We start from the raw sequence: 17,298 nt of genomic DNA, 5'->3' as shown, positions 1-17,298 counted from the left end.
CCACCGATAACATTCCATTTATTTTATGCTTTAAAATTTCCACGTGTAATCAACATTGACCCTCGTCTCATTGGCGGGTCTGAATACGATTCTCTCATTAGGTAAATCATTACGATAACGCGTATAGCGAGCACGGATACCAACACCCTTGAGGATTCCACGAGGTATGCGATAATTTAGATCAAAATCGTAAGAGTCTTCTTCAAATAACTCCCCCTTTAACCGAGGAATTTCAATATCAGTTCCATGACTATATCTCGCCATAAATTTTAAGCCACTTAAAGCAGTATCTTTAAAATCATAATCATATCGAACACTGATAACTTTTTCATTTTGATTGGTGAAATCAGCACTTATACTATCCATAAATACTGCGGGTTCAGCATGACCTAATGTTGGCATTGCGGTATCGCCTAAAGAGTGCATATATCCTAAACTCAAGGTATGAGTATGAATATTTAAACCTACAATCCCACTTAAATGTTGATTGTCTATTTTCCCTGCTAATTCTTTTCCCGCATCTTCACTGAGAAACGCTCTAAAATCGCCAAGAACATGACCGATTCCGACATCATGTTTAGTTTTGACACCAATAAAATTTTGAGAATATACATCATGCAAATTTGCGTGATATAGATCTGCTTTAAAGCCTTCACTAAATTGATATTCAGCACCAAGCATATATAAGCCTGAAGACTCAGCAGCTGTTTTAAATCGCCCATTGATATTTCCTATACGAATTTTTTCATAGTTCGTTGAGTCCCTATGATTGACTCGATCGACATATAATCCATGAAGCTTAAGATCTTTTACTTGATTAAACTGCAAGTGTGCACCGCGGTAATTCTGTTGGAATAACCGCGCGGGACTTGAAAAAATTACTGGGAACATCGGCGAAAGTGTCCCGATATGAACTGTCGAATCACTTACCTTGGTTTTCAGGGTCCAGCGCAACTCTCCTGTCTGATCAGGACGCTCATTGTTTCTATCTACAGGCAATAAACCTGAAGCAGCATAATCTTTGTTATTTCCCATAAGATTAAAACCTGCTAAAGCAAGAACATCCAAACCAAATCCTACATTTCCACTGGTATATCCAGATTTAGCATTTAGGATAAAACCTTGAGCCCAATCTCTTGCTGCAGGATATGGAACATTATTTATGTAATCTCTATCAAAGTAATAATTTTTTGTCGTTAACGATATTTTACGATCTTTGATAAATTCAGCATTTGTAATTGTGGGCAGCGTAGTCGTGAGGCCGACTAATCCAAGAAAAAATATATTCTTCATGATATGTACCTATTTTTACTTAAATCTTTAAGGTGTAAAAATCCTGACTACCTAAAAATAATTGAGGTAGTCGTTATTGTTTTTTATTTAAACTTTTGAAGTTTGAGGAATTGTCACTTTAGAAGTTGAATAACGCCCTTTTAAATAAAGCGCTAGCGCCGAAATTAAAATAGGCACTGCAAGTACGAAGAAAATGCCGCTCATACCGAGATTAAATGTGAAAATATAAGCGCCAAAAAATGCCCCGAAAATAGCACCAAAACGGCCTAATCCGTGCATCCATGAAACACCAACTCCACGGCATTCTGCAGGATAAAATATCGCAGCTAAAGATGGCAATGAGGATTGTGCGCCAACCAAACCAGCGCCTGCTAAGAAAATAAACAATGCGAGTAAATAAATATTTTGTGTAAGAAATCCTGTTATGACGAATAATACGGCTGATATAAAATATGCAAAAGTGATGGTTTTATTCACGTCATATTTACTCATAAACCAACCAATGAGGATTGTTCCTGCAACGCCACCAAATGGGAAAACTGCTGTGACTAAACTAAACTGTTCTGGTGTAAATCCTGATTCCTTAAGAAGCGTGGGCATCCAGCTTGTAAGCACATAAAATACCAATAAACTCATAAAGCAGCAGAGCCACATCATTGCAGAGGGTACAATAAACTTGCCGACGACAAGCCCCACGGGATTGGTATTTTTTTCAGTTGAATCAGCATCTAGGCTTTTAACAGGAACTAACTGTGCATCGATAAATTTACCCTGTATATTTTTTACAATTTCTAATGCTTCGACTTGTCCTTGTTTTTTAATCAAAAAATGTAGCGATTCTTTTAAAAGAAAAACTGATACAACGGCAACCACTACAGGGATAGCTCCGCCTATATAGAGGACCATTTTCCAACCATGATTTGATAGAAGTCCTGCTGATAAAACACCACCGATCGTAATACCAAGTGGTAGTGCACAAAATAATAAATTCACCATCCATGCACGGCGATGCGCTGGCATATATTCAGATACCAGTGTTGCAGCATTTGGCATTGCAGCACCAAGCCCTAATCCCGTTAGGAATCGATATATCACCATTTCAGTCGTATTATTTGAAGTACCTGTCAGGATTGTTAAAACACCAAAAATAAATGCAGAACCGATAATGACCCATTTTCGTCCAATCTTATCTGCTAATATTCCTGCAAATATTGCTCCAATCGCCATTCCTATTAAGGCAACACTCATCACTGGGGGTAGATCATTTTTAGTGATCCCCCAATCATCTAACAATGCAGGAGCGATAAACCCGACTACCCCCGTATCAATCCCATCTGCTAAAATCACTAAAAAACAAAGTATAAATATTATCCACTGCTGCAGAGATAATTTTCTAGTATCAACGGCTTGCTGTATATCTAGTATTATTTTCATCATAAAATCCTTTTACTGCATTAAAAATGCCAATAACAATCATTGTTATTGGCTTGAGCTACTTTAAATGCTTAACTTGAATAATTTGTGTGCATTATGACGGCCTATTTTTTCTCGATCATTCTCACCAATTTCGGCATGATCAAACCAATGCGTCGCTTCTTCCATGTCTTCAAATGGATAATCACTTGAGAATAAAACGCGATCCGATCCAATTTCATCAATTGCATTTTTCATGGTAATTGTGCGGAAGTTACCACTTGTTGTTAAATAAAAATTCTTACGAAAATAATCAATAAATGGCTTTTTTGCTTTTACACCGAGTGGATTACGACCATTCGCTGAAGCCCAATGCGATGTACGCCAAATATTATTTTGAATTAGCTCACCTAGATGTCCTAAAATAATATTAATATTTGGATACTTATCAAATAAACCTGAACCGATTAAACGTAGTGCATGTACACCTGTTTCAACTGAGAATGACCATGCAGGCCCCATTAACCAAGGATGATCTTTGATACCCAATTGCTGACTTAAAAGTGGATTACGTGGGTGTAAATAAAATGGTACATCGAGTTTAGCAACCTCAGCCCAAAAATCTAAATATTCCTCAGCATCATAATATTTTGCTGTTTCATCATTATTTAAATTTGAGAAACCATTTACTAGAGCACCCGCAAAACCAAGTTCTGTTATGCAGCGATTGAGTTCTTTTGTCGCTGCTTCTGGGTCTTGTAATGGTAAGGCAGCAAAGGCCCCAAAGCGATCGGGATGTTTAGCGATTAATTCAGCTAAGGTGTCATTTGCAATTTTTGCAACTTCAACAGCTCTTTTGGGATCTGCAATCGCTTGAATCGCTGGTGCATTTAAAGAAATGATTGAGTATTCAATACCCGTTTCATCCATACGGCGTAAACGTTCCCCTGTGATATCTAGTAATTGACTCCGCTTAGTTCTCCAAACATCTGGTACAAAGAATCGTTCTGAATCACCTAGTGTCTCTTGAATTGCAAAATGTTCTTCTAAAGCAATCTTCCCTTTCATTTACGACTCCATAACTTATAAAGGTATAGAGGTAGCTTAGGTGGGTTAAAAGAATACGAGAACATTAATTATGGAAACTTAACTTTCATTTTATGAAAGTTAAACTATTTTGATCGACTTAAAAAGCTTTTTCATTTGAAATGACAATCTTGCTCAGAGGTGGTGTCTGTTTTAAATGACTATTCAGCACTTTGAAATTTATAAAAATTTAAAATAAGGAGTGAGCATATCTAAATGTGCCTAGCTAAGTCCAACTACATAATCTTTCATAAGTAAAAATGTAGGTTCTGCATCAATTCCTTACTAACATCAGAATTTAGCTTCAGTATATCATCTACAAGTTCTCTCTTACTTAATAAAAAGCTGCTCAATTTTACTTCGAATGTCACGAACTCATCAGCCCTTAGTGTAGGATAATAAAAAAACTTTTTCCTCTTGACCAATACAGTCAGTTGCTTGGTCTTCTTTACCCGTATTCCAACTACGAGTTTAGTGAATAACATGATTTGCATGTTGAATATTTACAATAAATTTCACCGCTGTGGTAGATAAAATGATGATGTGAAATCCCGTCTTTTCTCGGAATTTAACAAAGAAATTTTGCCTAAATAATTCACTCTTACTACTTATATGTAAATTTACATTCACAATTATAATATTTAAGCCAAATCACTCCGATAATCGGAAAATTCTAGAGTATCAATGTCCTATAAAAACATAGCATACAGTTAGACAATTATTTAAGCTTCATCTTACTTTTAACGTAGACAATAGAGAAATAAAAATAACTAAACCTATAAACGTTAAATATTCATTGACAACTTACTCAATCCGCTACATCCAATACATTAGCTGTTGCATAAATTTATAGAACAAGTAAACTCTGCCTAATTGTATTTATGCAACAAATTATTTTCACTCAGTTGATAGCCTATTTGGGATTCTTTATATCCTCTATATTAATTGGAATAGTACCTTCAGTCACTTTATTTCCATAATAAACATATGATAAAAAAATATATAAAAAACCAAAAAAAATAACAAAAATTATTATTAATATCAATCTATAAAGCCAAACATTTTTATATTTCCTTCTCAAAAAAAATAAGATAACACCTAAGAATAATATTACTAGGAATGCTAAAATCAAACTAAAAATCATATCCCACACTCCTTTCTAATAACTGGATTTTTTATTAATTGATTATATTGAGCTTTTACTCTATCTGCCCAATCTTGACAATTATTTTTCTCACGACCTATTCCCAATAAACTGTAGTTGCCTGTAGGTGCCAACCCAGCTGCTTTTCGCATTACACAATCATTATATTTTTTCCGTTTAGTATTATTCCCATAATATTTTTTCAAATTTGGATTATCTATCTCTAATTTAGAACTTGCCATATATCCCATATTTTGGGGATACTTACCATCTTCAAAAAATAACTGTTCATGACCAATCACAGTATTTAGAGATTCATCCAACTTACTAGTTATAACACCTATTTTTTCCATTCCTGCTAATGGTCTATATTCAAAATATGCTAATCCTAATAAATCAACATTAGTAATTGGATTATTTCCAGTATAAGAATAGGTATTCAAACCACCAGCTAACCCGATCGGATCACTTTGAGTATAACGGCCGAGACTAGCATCATAATAACGATTCCAATTGTACCAAAGCCCACTTTCATCATCAAAATACTGCCCTGGAAAACCTATGTTGAACTTACCTATATCTTCTTGAACAATTGCACGGCCATAACTTGTATTCTGTGCTTTCCAAATAATAGTCTGACCTGAATTAGTAATAAGTTCTGGACGTCCTAAATGATCATTATGAATATAGTGAACCTGACCATTTCTCACTAAACCTACAGGCTCACCATTGACCCAAATATATATGCTTCCAAGACCACCAACCTGATAAGTTTCACCCAGTAAGTTACCGTTTGGTGCATAGATATAATCAGTTCGGTTACCATTATTTATTTTTCGACTACGTAAATTGAAAACATCATAGTCATAGGTAGTTATACCTTTAGCAGAAGAAACTGTTTTCAAACGATTAAATCCATCATAAGCATAATCAAAAGTGCCACCATGACCAGATTTTTGAGTTAAATTTCCTAGCTTGTCATAAATGAAGTTTTGCTGTTCTGAGTTCGTAGTATTTACTAAGCGATTTCCTATACCAATCGAATAATTTGTTAAACCCGTTGAACTGCTTGCTCGACTTAAGCGGTTAGCATTGGAATCCAAGTTCCAATTTTCGGAGAATGCATTTGAATTTGCCTGAGTCAATTGCCCGAGGACATCATAAGCATAGCTTGTAGATTTGCTATAATCTAAACCATTATTAATCTGGGTGATCCAATTATTGGTATTGTAGTTGTGACTTAAATTCTGATAATTTCCTGTAGAAATACCTGTTAAACGATAATCCTGATCATAACTAACTTGACGATTTAATCCATTCCCATAAGTCCAATTTTTAATCCCACCATAAGGCTCGTAGGTAATATTATTAACTACAGGCTGAATATTCTCACCTATTTTAAACTTAACAGCACTTATACGATTAAGAGCATCATACTCATACAAAGTTATGTAATTATCCAGATTATGACCTTCTCCAATCAAGCGTTCTTGAGAGTCATATAACCAATAATATGGATATTTTGTACCTTCAACATCAGTAATTTGTACAGATAGTTTTCCAGCTTTTGTATAGCCGTATCCTTTACTGATCACACCGTCTGAAGTAGCACATAAACGCCCTAAGCCATTTGTACAATTATCATAAGTCCATAGTTGAATTTGATTACCTGTCTGTGCCTTTGTTCTTCTATTTAATGCATCATAACTATAGATAGTTTTTGTATCATTAGCCCTAATAATAGATATTAAATTACCATTAATATCATATTGATAAGTTGTTAATCCTGTAGCAGAACTATTTTCAGAAAGTTTTTGATCAAAACCATTGTAAGTATAGTACGTACTGTTCCCACTACTATCTTTAACATTTATAAGATTTCCAAAAGAATCATACTCATATTTATCTAGCGCACCATTAGAGTGTCTTGTTTCAACAACATTTCCTGATGAATCATAATTATACGTTGTTACATTACCTTGAGAATCTGTCTCTTTAGTAACGTTTCCTGAACCATCATATTCATAACGTAAGTTTTGCCCATTATTGCCTAGATCTGCTGTTACCCATCCGAGTTGATTATGGTTGTTACTTTTAGAATATCGCACACTATTTGACTCTCGATATTCAACTTTCAGCAATACTCCAAGATTAGAGTAAGTATAGTTCTGCTGACTAATAATTTGATTGCCAATTCCGTGTGAAATACTAGCAATAGTTCCATTATCATTATAGTTAATCGTTTCTCGGATTCCATTAACCTCAGTTTGAATTAAGCCAAAGGGCCCGTATTTATAAATTGTCGTACGAGTCTGAGCACTTGCGAGCATTTCTTTTTTAATCGTTATTCGGCCAAGTGCATCATATTCGTAATCAATAACAAATCCGTTAGGATCTTTCACTTTGCCAACTAAACCTAATTGATTATAGCCACTGAATTGTGTTGTTTGACCTAATGGATTAATAGTGCTAGATAAATTACCTACTTCATCCCATTGGTATGCTGTAATGCCACCATTCATATTTTCTGACATACTTTTAAGCATGCCATTATTATGGAATGTATATGTATAGCTTGTGATTGAGCAAATTGTAGTTCCTGTTTTACTACATTGTTTAATACTTTTAATCCGACTTTTAGCAATATCAGTGGCAGTATAGTAATCATAAGTAATTTCACTGATTGGTTTATCTATGCTATTTCCATACATTGTTGTTTTTATCAGACGATTAGGATTATTTGCCCAATCATATTTTGTGATTCGTGCCTGACTACGATCACCACCTTTAATACCAGTGGTTTCCTGAATAATACGACCATAATTATCACGTTCGTACTCTATTGTTACTCCATTCCAATCTGTTTCCGAAGAAACTTGGTTTTTGGCATTATAAGTCGTTTGCATATTACTATTGGGACAATTATTAATACCACTTCGCTCAATTTTAATTAACTTGTCTTTTTTATTATCCTTATAAATATACTTAAACATTGCACCCAGAGGGTTTGTCACTAAAGTATAGTCATTGCCATATTCTAATTTATCATTTTCTGTACCATCAGCACGACCACTTTGAATTGCCTTATCGCCATTGAAATAATAAGTATTATAACGTTTTCCGTTTATTGAAATACCACTAATAATCTGTTCTCCAGCACCATTTTCTGCATAGTGGTAAGTTTTTGTACCTAATCCTGCTGGATAGGTTACGCCTGTTAACCGGTTTTTATTATCATAGCTATAAAAGTATTCACTACCTGCTGGATCAATCACTTTAGTAATTTGATTACCAGACCAAATGAGCTGAATTGTTTTGCCATTCGTGTGGGTGATCTTAGTAACTTTTTCACCAGAATATGTAAGTGTCCAACCTATGCCCTGCGTATTCATTTTACTGATTAATGAACCAGAATGTCCCTTGTCTCCTTTATAATGATAGACTTCAACTTCGCCATTAGACCATCTTACAGTCCACAATTGTTTTTTTGTATCTATTCGCGCACTTGAAAAATAATCTATATTTCTATTGGTGCCATCAGGTAAGCTAACATAAGGAATATCAGCAGGAATGAATTTATAATCAAAACTATGCAGCCACTTTCCACCCCATGGGGTAAAATCTGCATTACGCGACATACTAGAGTCATAATAACGAGTAAAAGTTAATGGCATATCACCATTATCTAAAAAATCTAATTCTTGTTGTACTTTTTTACCGCTTGAAATAATAACTGGGTTTTCAGTTGAACAATCCTGTGTATCAGATCCACCATTAGGCTTAACTCCCTGCCTTGATGATAAACCAGAAACTCCAGCAGAAGGGTATTGCATTGGAACATAAAAGCTGCCTTGAGTAACGACACTTACTTGTGATTTTCTCGCTTGTACAACTATTGTTGGTAATGAGGTGACAGGTTTTAGTAATACCATACAAGTATTTTTTATTCTAAGCCAATCAGTACAATCTGTATTTCCGCTTGAAGTACCTGTTGACATATCCCATTCACCCCAACACTTTCTATCAGCCTCTTCACACTCTGCATGACTAACGGCATAAGATTGCAAAGGGAGAGCAAGTCCAACATAAGCAATTAAAACGACACCAAAATTTTTGAAGTTTATCTTCATAAGTATTATGTATTAATAAAGTAATAAGTTACATAATTATACATGTAAATAAAAATCATTATCAATTGAAATTAATTCTTAAAATCATCTTTGAAATAGACTTGCTAAAAAAAATTGCATATCTTCACTTGAATTACATAGTTTCCTAAGTAGACTCAAACCAAGAATCACCTGTATTAATTACTCCCCTTTCTTATTTTTCTTGATGACTACAACGGATTCATCTTTAATTCAACAGACAGGTAATTAAACCTTTTACCGCAACAAAGTCTTAAATTCCCCCCCTCCACAAGCATTCTTCATTGCAAAAACCTAATGAAAAAAATTTATTAAACTTCAACTTTTAGTGATTAAACGTACACTAATCTTCTAACGAATCTATGTATTTACTTCATGTACAACCAAGCCGATTGCTACTCAGATTAATCTACTGAGGAAAATTGGCATCGTAATACTTTTATTTGGGGTCTAGAAGTGAATAGATTATCACTCTGCAGAGCCCTTTGATTTCAACCTATTTCTTGATATTTAAAGTTTGGTTGAAGCAATGAAAAACTGTATGATTTGTCATAAGTCTATATATAATTCAAGGCATACATATGCAACGATGTTACTTATGGATGGTGTAAACTCAATATTTGTTGCAAATCAACTTGGCCATAGTTTGCAAATGCTAATTAAGAGATATGTGAAATGGATTCATGGAGAACAGAATAGGATAGAAATATCAAAGCTAAATACAACAGTGGCACTTAATAAAGTGACTTTTTCATATTTAAAAGAATGTGGCTCAAAAAGTTGGAAGTGTGGCAAAAATGTGGCATTAAAAAAGCCCTGAAACTGTTAAATTTCAAGGCTTTATTAAGTTTCATGATACATCGTATAACTAAGTGACAGATCATGATTTACAAATTTGGTGGAGATGGCGTCAGTTGAACTAGATCAATAAGACTCTGTTTTATTAGAATTTTATTATTAAATAAATCAAATTTACCCAATCTTGACCCTTTACCCTTTTTGAATATCCTATGGATGGATCAGGTCCATGTAGAAGCATGATCAAACCAAATCGAAATATTTCACCGATTGATTAAGGTCCAATTATAAGAAGATCACTTCGTTGTGCATTAGATTTTAGGTGCAGACTTATTCATGTGAGAATTATATTACTGAATAAGGCTTCTACAATAAGGTTTGCAATAAAGATACCTCATGCAAAAGCTTTTTTTTATGCAATACAGTTGCTTGTTTCACACAAAATTCACTATTAGATGAATATTATCTAACTAAAAGTTTAATTAAGCGTATTTTATCTATTATCAAGATATAGGTGGATAGTCCAGTGGCTATAGAATTTGTTTCCAAATCAAAGTTACCTACTGCGTTTGGTGATTTTGAAATTATAGCGTTTCAAGACCAGAGTACTGGTGAAGAACATATCACTCTTACCAAAGGCATGGATACTATTTCGAATCAACCTGTACTCGTCAGAATTCATTCAGAATGCTTAACAGGTGATGCTTTTTCTTCACTCAAATGTGACTGTGGGCCCCAATTACATTCAACCATGAAAATGATTAATGATGCAGGTCAAGGTGTGATCTTATACCTACGCCAAGAAGGCCGTGGCATAGGATTAACCAATAAAATTCGGGCCTATGCACTTCAAGACCAAGGACATGATACTCTTGATGCCAATTTATTATTAAATTTACCAGCAGACGCTCGTAAATATGACATGTGTACCATTATGTTAGATTATTTAAAAATAAAGAATGTAAAACTCATTACAAATAATCCGCTTAAAATTAAATCTTTGACTGATTTAGGAATTAATGTTGTTGAACGTATTCCTTTAAAAGTTGGCTTAAATATCTTTAACAAAGCTTATCTAGAGACAAAGCAAAAACGTATGTCACACCTGTATAATAATAGTGATTTTTAACAAGCCATCACTTTCAGTAAAAAATCCACATATAAAATTCCATCTCCCTTACGGGAGACGGCTTTATCACGTATGGTTCTTGATAAATTAACTTATAGATACTAATTAAAAACAGGATATTATTGATTTTCTCTAAGTATTTGTGAAAAAACTGTGATCTTCTCTAAAGTCGCATTCACCCCCTTATTAAAAAAAGTATCAACGAGTGCTGAACCGATAACAATAAGACCTACTTTATTGGCTAATGCTTTAACATGACTTTCATTTTTGATCCCAAAGCCAATTGCAACTGGAATATCAAAAATAGATTGGATTTCAGCAATCTTTTTCTCAAGATTAGTCAAATTTAAGTCTCCTCCTGTTAAGCCATTTTCTGCAACATGATATAAAAACCCTGTCGTGCGCGCTGAGATTTGCGCTAACCTTTCAACTGGGGTAGTCGGCGCTGTTATTGCTATTAAATGCATATTATTTTCATTTAATTGCACTTCAAATTCTTCTCGATATCCATATGGGGCATCTAAAATCAATATTCCATCTATAAGATTTTCTGTTTCAGCGATAAGTCTCTCGAAACCATATTGCATAATCGGATTTAAATAAGTCATCAAAATTATTGGTGTTTTTTCATCTTGTAGCCTAATTTCTTTGACCAATTCAATGGTCTGTTTTACGGTTTGTCCTGAACTTAAAGCTCTAAGATGTGCTGCCTGAATGATCTCTCCATCTGCCACTGGATCTGAAAAAGGAATGCCAACTTCAATAATGTCAGCCCCAGCTTGTCCTAATTGGCTCAACAGACGACAACTTTCTGTAAAATTAGGATCTCCAGCAGTAAAATAACAGACCAGACCGCTCCGATTTTCCAGTTTCAATTGCTCTAATTTTTGATCTAGACGATTCATGCTGTAGCTCCTGCAAGATATTTTTGGACTGTGTTTAAGTCTTTGTCACCTCTGCCGCTTAAATTTACAATAATGATCTGTTCTGGCTGCATTTCTTGAGCAAGTTGAATCGCTTGCGCAATCGCATGGGAACTCTCAAGAGCAGGAATAATGCCCTCATGTTGGCTTAAAAGCTGAAATGCATTTACAGCTTCTTGATCGGTTATAGCTGTGTATGTTACACGTCCTGTTTCAAACAGAATGCCATGTTCAGGGCCAACGCCAGAATAATCTAAGCCAGCTGATATAGAGTGTCCCTCTAAAATTTGCCCATCTAAATCTTGTAATAAATAAGTTAAATTGCCATGCAACACACCGACTTGACCTTTGCAAATAGAGGCGGCATGTTCACCGCTATTTGTTCCTTTTCCACCAGCCTCAACGCCAAACATTTTGACATTCAAGTCTTCTAGAAAAGGATGCATCAACCCTAATGCATTTGATCCACCACCAACACAAGCAACCAAGGCATCTGGCAGTTTATTTTCTTTGAGTAGTATTTGGTTTCTGGCTTCTAGGCCAATAATTTTTTGAAATTCTCTGACCATGGCGGGATATGGATGGGGACCAGCACAAGTACCCAACAGATAATAGGTTGTATCAACATGACTAATCCAGTCACGTAGTGCTTCATTCATCGCATCTTTTAAAGTACCACGACCTTTTTGAACACTTTTGACTTCAGCTCCGAGTAACTTCATGCGTTCAACATTCATTTGTTGGCGCTGAATATCTGTTTCTCCTATAAAAATGGTACATTTCATCTTAAACAGCGCGCAAACAGTTGCTGTTGCAACACCATGTTGTCTAGCACCAGTTTCTGCAATGATTCTAGTTTTGCCCATAATTTTGGCTAATAAGATTTGCCCAACACAATTATTGATCTTATGTGCACCTGTATGGTTCAAATCTTCCCGCTTGAGATATATTCGAGCACCTCCTGCATAAGCTGTTAGGTTTTTTGCATAAAAAAGAGGACTAGGGCGACCAACGAAGTCAGTTAAAATATGTTGATATTCAGCCCAAAATTCAGGTTTTCCCCGAACATTATTAAAGGCTTGCTCTAATTCTTGAAGTGCCGGCATTAAGTTCTCTGGCATGTAACATCCACCAAATTTACCAAAAAATCCCAAGTCATCAGGACCGTTACCTGTATAAGGGGTTGTCATCTCATATCTCTTTTAGAATCAAAACTTGTTTGATCTTAAGATATTTTCATTTTTCTGATAATTGATATATTTTAAGCTTATGGTGTTAGAAAATTTTACAACATGAAACGCAGAACGTTACCTCCCCTTAATGCTTTAAGAGCATTCGAGGCAGTCGCTAGAAATAAAAGTTTCAGCTTAGCTGCGGAAGAATTGTGTGTAACCCATAGTGCAATTAGCCACCAAATAAAGCAGTTAGAAGAATGGTTTGATAAAAAATTGTTTATTCGACACTCCTCTACCATCTCTCTCACGGCGGACGCCGAAGAATTATCGCTAGTTTGTACGCAGCTTTTTAATCGTTTAGAAGAATGCGTCTTTGAGTTAACTAATAAAACGTCAGAGGTAGAAGTTATAATAGGAGCTTCTCATAGTTTTATGGCAAATTGGCTAATTCCCCGATTAGAAAAAATCGAAATAATTTATCCCAATATCCATATCAAATTAATGACATGTAATGACTTAAAATTGTTAGAAAAAGAGAAAGTTGACATATTTATCAATAGCATAAATAAAAACCATATAACTCCTAACTTTTTGAATAAATATCTTTTATTTCCGGATAACATGGGGCCTATTTGTAATCGTGAAATAAATCCTCTTCATACAAAAAATGATCTTCTAAATTATCCATTACTTCATACCTACTCAAATAAAAGTGCATGGCATACATGGTTTACTCAGTTTCAAATGAGCTTTTCCCAAAAACCGAATGATCGTTATTTCGATAGTCTTAATTTAATGATAGAAGCTGCTGTATCTGGGTTAGGAATTGCCATAGTGCCTGAAATTCTAGTAAAAAAAGAAATGTTAAATGAAAGAGTCTTTGCCCCTTTTGGTTTTATCTATTGTGACTATAATTTTTATGCCATGGTCAGAAAAAATAATGAAAATCGTGATGTCATGAATATTATTGATTGGTTAATGGCTGAAGAAAAAGTCAAAAAAATTAATCTTTAATTTTCAATACCTTATTTAATTGTTCATCTATAACGTCTATTTCACATTCTGTTCACGGTGTGCAGCCTAAAGTATTAACATAAACTTAATACGGAAACTGATGATGAGACTTGTAAAAAGAGTAATTGCTACAGCCTTATCCTTACCGCTTTTGTTGTTAGCAGGATGTAAAAGTATTCCTAGTTATTCAGCTGATTATGCCCAATCTAGAAATAGTATTCAAGGGATAGCACTGGATCAGGCTAAAGCCCAAAATATCGGCCTCCGCTTTACCTCAGCCTTTAACACCTTGGGCACACCAGAATTTGTGGAAAGAGCAGGATCGCTCTATTCCGACCAACTGTTTATTAACGATACGTTATCGCAATTTTCATCCCGCCAAAATCTGCTGGAGCATTTTCAAGGTATGAATAAGAGAGTCAGTAATGTTAGCGTTAAGCTGTTAAACACCTCTTATCATCAGGACTCTGCCTATGTTCACTGGCATATGGCCTATGACTTTAAAATGTTCGGCACGACTCGTAGTATGGACTCTTATGGTATCAGTGAAATCAAAATCGATTCGAACAATAAGATTATTTTCCAGCAGGATTTCTGGGACCCTGCGAATGGGCTTTACCGCTCCCTGCCTTATCTTGGAGGGGTCTATTCATGGCTACTGCCTTTCAAAAATTAGTGCTCAGCACCACGTTACTGATAGGATGTAACTTCAATCTATGTGCGCAGGCACAAAGTATGAATCAATGCGGCAATGGTCCGCTAATGGTGGGGCAAAAACAGGTCGGTATGGCCAGTTATTTTGCCCAAAACTGTAGCCAGTCCTGGGAAAAACAAAATATACAGATGGAGTTTTCCTATATACAGAATATTCCGGAATGGGCGTTTAAGCGTGCGGCCACGCATTTGCTCAAGCGTAACGTCAAAGACCCTAACACCCAAGTTATCTTTAACCCTATTACCGAATTATATCGTCCAGTAAAATCAGGAGACCTGTACCGTTTAAAATACAACCATGCTACACAGACTCTGAGCTTATCATTGAACCAGCAAGGTTTAGGGCAGCTTAAACATCCTCTGGCACAACAATATTTCAATATTTGGCTGGGTCCCCAGCCATTTAGTGCTAAATTAAAACAGCAATTATTAAATTAGTATCTACCGCTATGTCGAAACATTTTATCCTGATGGTTGAAGACCATTATGAACTGGCCTCTACCCTATGCGAGTTTCTAGAAGAACATGGCTTTGTGGTCGATCATGCCCGCAATCTGAATGCTGCTAGACAATTACTCAAACAGCAACGTTATCATATCTTGCTACTAGACATTATTTTGCCTGATGGTTCTGGGTATGAATTGTGCGAGTGGTTACGTAATGAAGAGGGTTTGGACTTACCTGTATTGATGCTCACCGCTCGGGATACGTTGGATGATAAACTCAAAGGCTTTAGTTCTGGGACAGATGATTATTTGGTCAAGCCCTTTGACTTTAACGAGCTGGTGGTCCGGGTCAAGGCCTTGATCAAACGCTCCTTGGGTGAAGTATCTAACAGTCATCTAAAAATTCATGACCTAATTCTGCACCCCGCAACACAACAACTAACTCGAGCTGGGCAGAACATTGAATTGCCTCCGATTCAGTTTAAACTTTTGAAGCTACTTATGCGTCATTCCCCTAAAGTACTAACTAAACAAGAAATTATGATGGAGCTTTGGGGTGACGAAGAGCCAGAAAGTGATGCTCTGCGTAGTCATATCTATAATTTACGCAAAATGGTCGATAAACCCTTTGAACAAAAGTTGATTCACACCATATCCGGTATCGGTTTAAAAATTGCTTTCGAAGATGAAGCTTAATTTAGGTACACCACGACAATCAACCCAGTGGTCATTGTCAGATCAACATTTTGATGGGTACCAAGATAATATTGCCTGTCAAACAGCTCCACACGCCAGCCCAGTTGCTTGCATAGCTTCTGTACCAGTTGCAGGCCAATGCCATGTCCTTTGATTTCCAGTTGCAGCTGGTGTCCGGAAAGCTCCTGGACTTTGGCGTTATTCGGTAAAGGAATACCTATTCCGTTGTCAGCAATTAGCACTTTATTTTTTTGCAGAATCACATCAATTTCTGTGCCCTGTGAATAGTTCAGCGCATTGCGCAGAATATTACCAAATACCATTTTGGTCATCGACGGATAAAGTTTACGCGGCTGTTCATTGAGGTCCTTTTGCAGGTCAATCTTTATACCTTTGTTATGGCTAACGCTTTCCAGATCCTGCACCAGATTGTCTAGACATTCTGAAAGCATGGTCGGTTCAGCAGTTAATGTGTTGGTGGTATTGCGGGCGATGGCCAGCAATGTATCGACCAGCAGTTGCATATCTTCAATGGTATTGTGCAAGCGGGTAAAGGACTTATTGTCACCATAGCGTGCCTGACAGAGCTGCACATTGCCCTTTAAAATGGTCAAAGGAGTACGCAGCTCATGGCTGACATCACCAGTAAATTCGCGTTCATGCTGAATAAACTCACTGAGTACCTGATGATATTTTTCGAGCGCCTGCTTGAGATATTCCGCTTCCAGATTGGAATCAGTACGGATGTCCTGAAACGGCGAAGCCTGATTTTTCTGGTGTTCCCAATCAATATGCTCCAGAGCATTGGCCAGTCGGGTAATCGGGGAAAAATAGCGCCGGGCACGACGATTCCACCACCACAGCACGCTATACAGCACAAACAGGCTGACCATTAGCGGTGCTAGACCAAACAGCCAGACAAGCTTATTAACGTTACTTTCACCAAACACAAGCAGCACATGCTGTCCGTCTTTTTCACCATAAACGGTCATGCGCTCTTTGCCATCTACAAAATGCCGGTTCACCCCTTGCTCAAGCTGCATGTGGCGAAATTGGACTGGTGGCACATCGCTCCAGCGATAACCATACAAGTTTTTGGTGTCGGGCAGTTCAGCTGCCTGATTACGTTCCATCCGCTGCCAGTAGTGTGACATTTCCTGTTCCAGCGCAGTTCTGAGCAAGGAACCCTTGATCACCCAGGTACTACAGGCAATCCCAATCACCACAGACAAGGCAATGAATCCGATTTGCAGCCAGTAGTAGCGGTTAAACACTTCACCCAAAGGATGATCGCGTTTGTCCCTAAACAGCCTTAACAT

Annotated in this window: 12 protein-coding genes and 1 pseudogene; 6 read left to right on the top strand and 7 right to left on the bottom strand. The window is 36.3% G+C overall.

All coding sequences use genetic code 11. From position 1 onward, the window contains the following. Positions 1-30 precede the first annotated feature (30 nt). The 4 genes from CQZ96_RS18305 to CQZ96_RS18290 form a co-directional block, all read right to left on the bottom strand. Entirely contained in the window at positions 31-1,293 is a 1,263-nt protein-coding gene (locus CQZ96_RS18305; RefSeq protein WP_105713438.1) for an OprD family outer membrane porin, read from the bottom strand. Positions 1,294-1,380: 87 nt separating this feature from the next. After that, positions 1,381-2,727 carry an MFS transporter gene (locus tag CQZ96_RS18300; protein ID WP_105713437.1) on the bottom strand — a complete coding sequence of 449 codons (1,347 nt, stop codon included), beginning with the start codon at positions 2,725-2,727 and terminating at the stop codon, positions 1,381-1,383. A gap of 63 nt (positions 2,728-2,790) precedes the next feature. Continuing rightward, positions 2,791-3,774, bottom strand: a complete 984-nt coding sequence (locus CQZ96_RS18295; protein ID WP_105713436.1) for an amidohydrolase family protein — start codon at positions 3,772-3,774, stop codon at positions 2,791-2,793. A 1,158-nt stretch (positions 3,775-4,932) separates the two neighbouring features. Beyond that, positions 4,933-9,066: an RHS repeat-associated core domain-containing protein gene (locus CQZ96_RS18290; protein ID WP_105713433.1), complete on the bottom strand. Its 4,134-nt coding sequence runs from the start codon at positions 9,064-9,066 to the stop codon at positions 4,933-4,935. Positions 9,067-9,601: 535 nt separating this feature from the next. Here CQZ96_RS18290 and CQZ96_RS18285 point away from each other — a divergent pair. Together CQZ96_RS18285 and ribA are read left to right on the top strand one after the other, a co-directional pair. Beyond that, positions 9,602-9,811: pseudogene (locus CQZ96_RS18285) on the top strand (site-specific integrase); the annotation flags it as partial. A 597-nt stretch (positions 9,812-10,408) separates the two neighbouring features. Next, positions 10,409-11,011 carry a GTP cyclohydrolase II gene (gene ribA / locus CQZ96_RS18280; protein ID WP_105713432.1) on the top strand — a complete coding sequence of 201 codons (603 nt, stop codon included), beginning with the start codon at positions 10,409-10,411 and terminating at the stop codon, positions 11,009-11,011. Positions 11,012-11,130: 119 nt separating this feature from the next. Here the strand turns inward: ribA and trpA are convergent, their stop codons facing one another. Together trpA and trpB are read right to left on the bottom strand one after the other, a co-directional pair. Beyond that, positions 11,131-11,916 carry a tryptophan synthase subunit alpha gene (gene trpA, locus CQZ96_RS18275; protein WP_105713431.1) on the bottom strand — a complete coding sequence of 262 codons (786 nt, stop codon included), beginning with the start codon at positions 11,914-11,916 and terminating at the stop codon, positions 11,131-11,133. Beyond that, positions 11,913-13,124: a tryptophan synthase subunit beta gene (trpB, locus tag CQZ96_RS18270; protein WP_105713430.1), complete on the bottom strand. Its 1,212-nt coding sequence runs from the start codon at positions 13,122-13,124 to the stop codon at positions 11,913-11,915. The genes trpA and trpB overlap by 4 nt, the downstream gene beginning before the upstream one ends. A gap of 102 nt (positions 13,125-13,226) precedes the next feature. Between trpB and CQZ96_RS18265 the strand changes: the two genes are divergently transcribed. The 4 genes from CQZ96_RS18265 to CQZ96_RS18250 all read left to right on the top strand — a co-directional run bounded on the left by CQZ96_RS18265 (position 13,227) and on the right by CQZ96_RS18250 (position 15,979). Beyond that, positions 13,227-14,123, top strand: a complete 897-nt coding sequence (locus CQZ96_RS18265; RefSeq protein ID WP_105713429.1) for a LysR family transcriptional regulator — start codon at positions 13,227-13,229, stop codon at positions 14,121-14,123. Positions 14,124-14,223: 100 nt separating this feature from the next. Next, positions 14,224-14,799 carry a DUF2358 domain-containing protein gene (locus CQZ96_RS18260; protein ID WP_105713428.1) on the top strand — a complete coding sequence of 192 codons (576 nt, stop codon included), beginning with the start codon at positions 14,224-14,226 and terminating at the stop codon, positions 14,797-14,799. Then, a complete protein-coding gene (locus tag CQZ96_RS18255) occupies positions 14,775-15,275 on the top strand; it encodes a chalcone isomerase family protein (RefSeq protein ID WP_105713427.1) in 501 nt (166 codons plus the stop codon). Before CQZ96_RS18260 ends, CQZ96_RS18255 begins: the two co-directional genes overlap by 25 nt. Positions 15,276-15,286: 11 nt before the next feature. Beyond that, positions 15,287-15,979 (top strand): response regulator transcription factor, encoded by a 693-nt coding sequence (locus CQZ96_RS18250; RefSeq protein ID WP_105713426.1) that lies wholly within the window; start codon positions 15,287-15,289, stop codon positions 15,977-15,979. Here CQZ96_RS18250 and CQZ96_RS18245 read toward each other — a convergent pair. Beyond that, complete coding sequence (locus CQZ96_RS18245) at positions 15,976-17,298, bottom strand: sensor histidine kinase (RefSeq protein WP_105713425.1); 1,323 nt, start codon at positions 17,296-17,298, stop codon at positions 15,976-15,978. The two genes, CQZ96_RS18250 and CQZ96_RS18245, sit on opposite strands and share 4 nt — an antisense overlap.

Origin of the sequence: Acinetobacter sp. MYb10 (genome assembly GCF_002980175.2) — a bacterium.
Classification (GTDB): Bacteria; Pseudomonadota; Gammaproteobacteria; order Pseudomonadales; family Moraxellaceae; genus Acinetobacter; species Acinetobacter guillouiae.
Note: the sequence above shows the minus strand (reverse complement) of the source record. Positions and strands in the feature narration are given on the sequence as shown.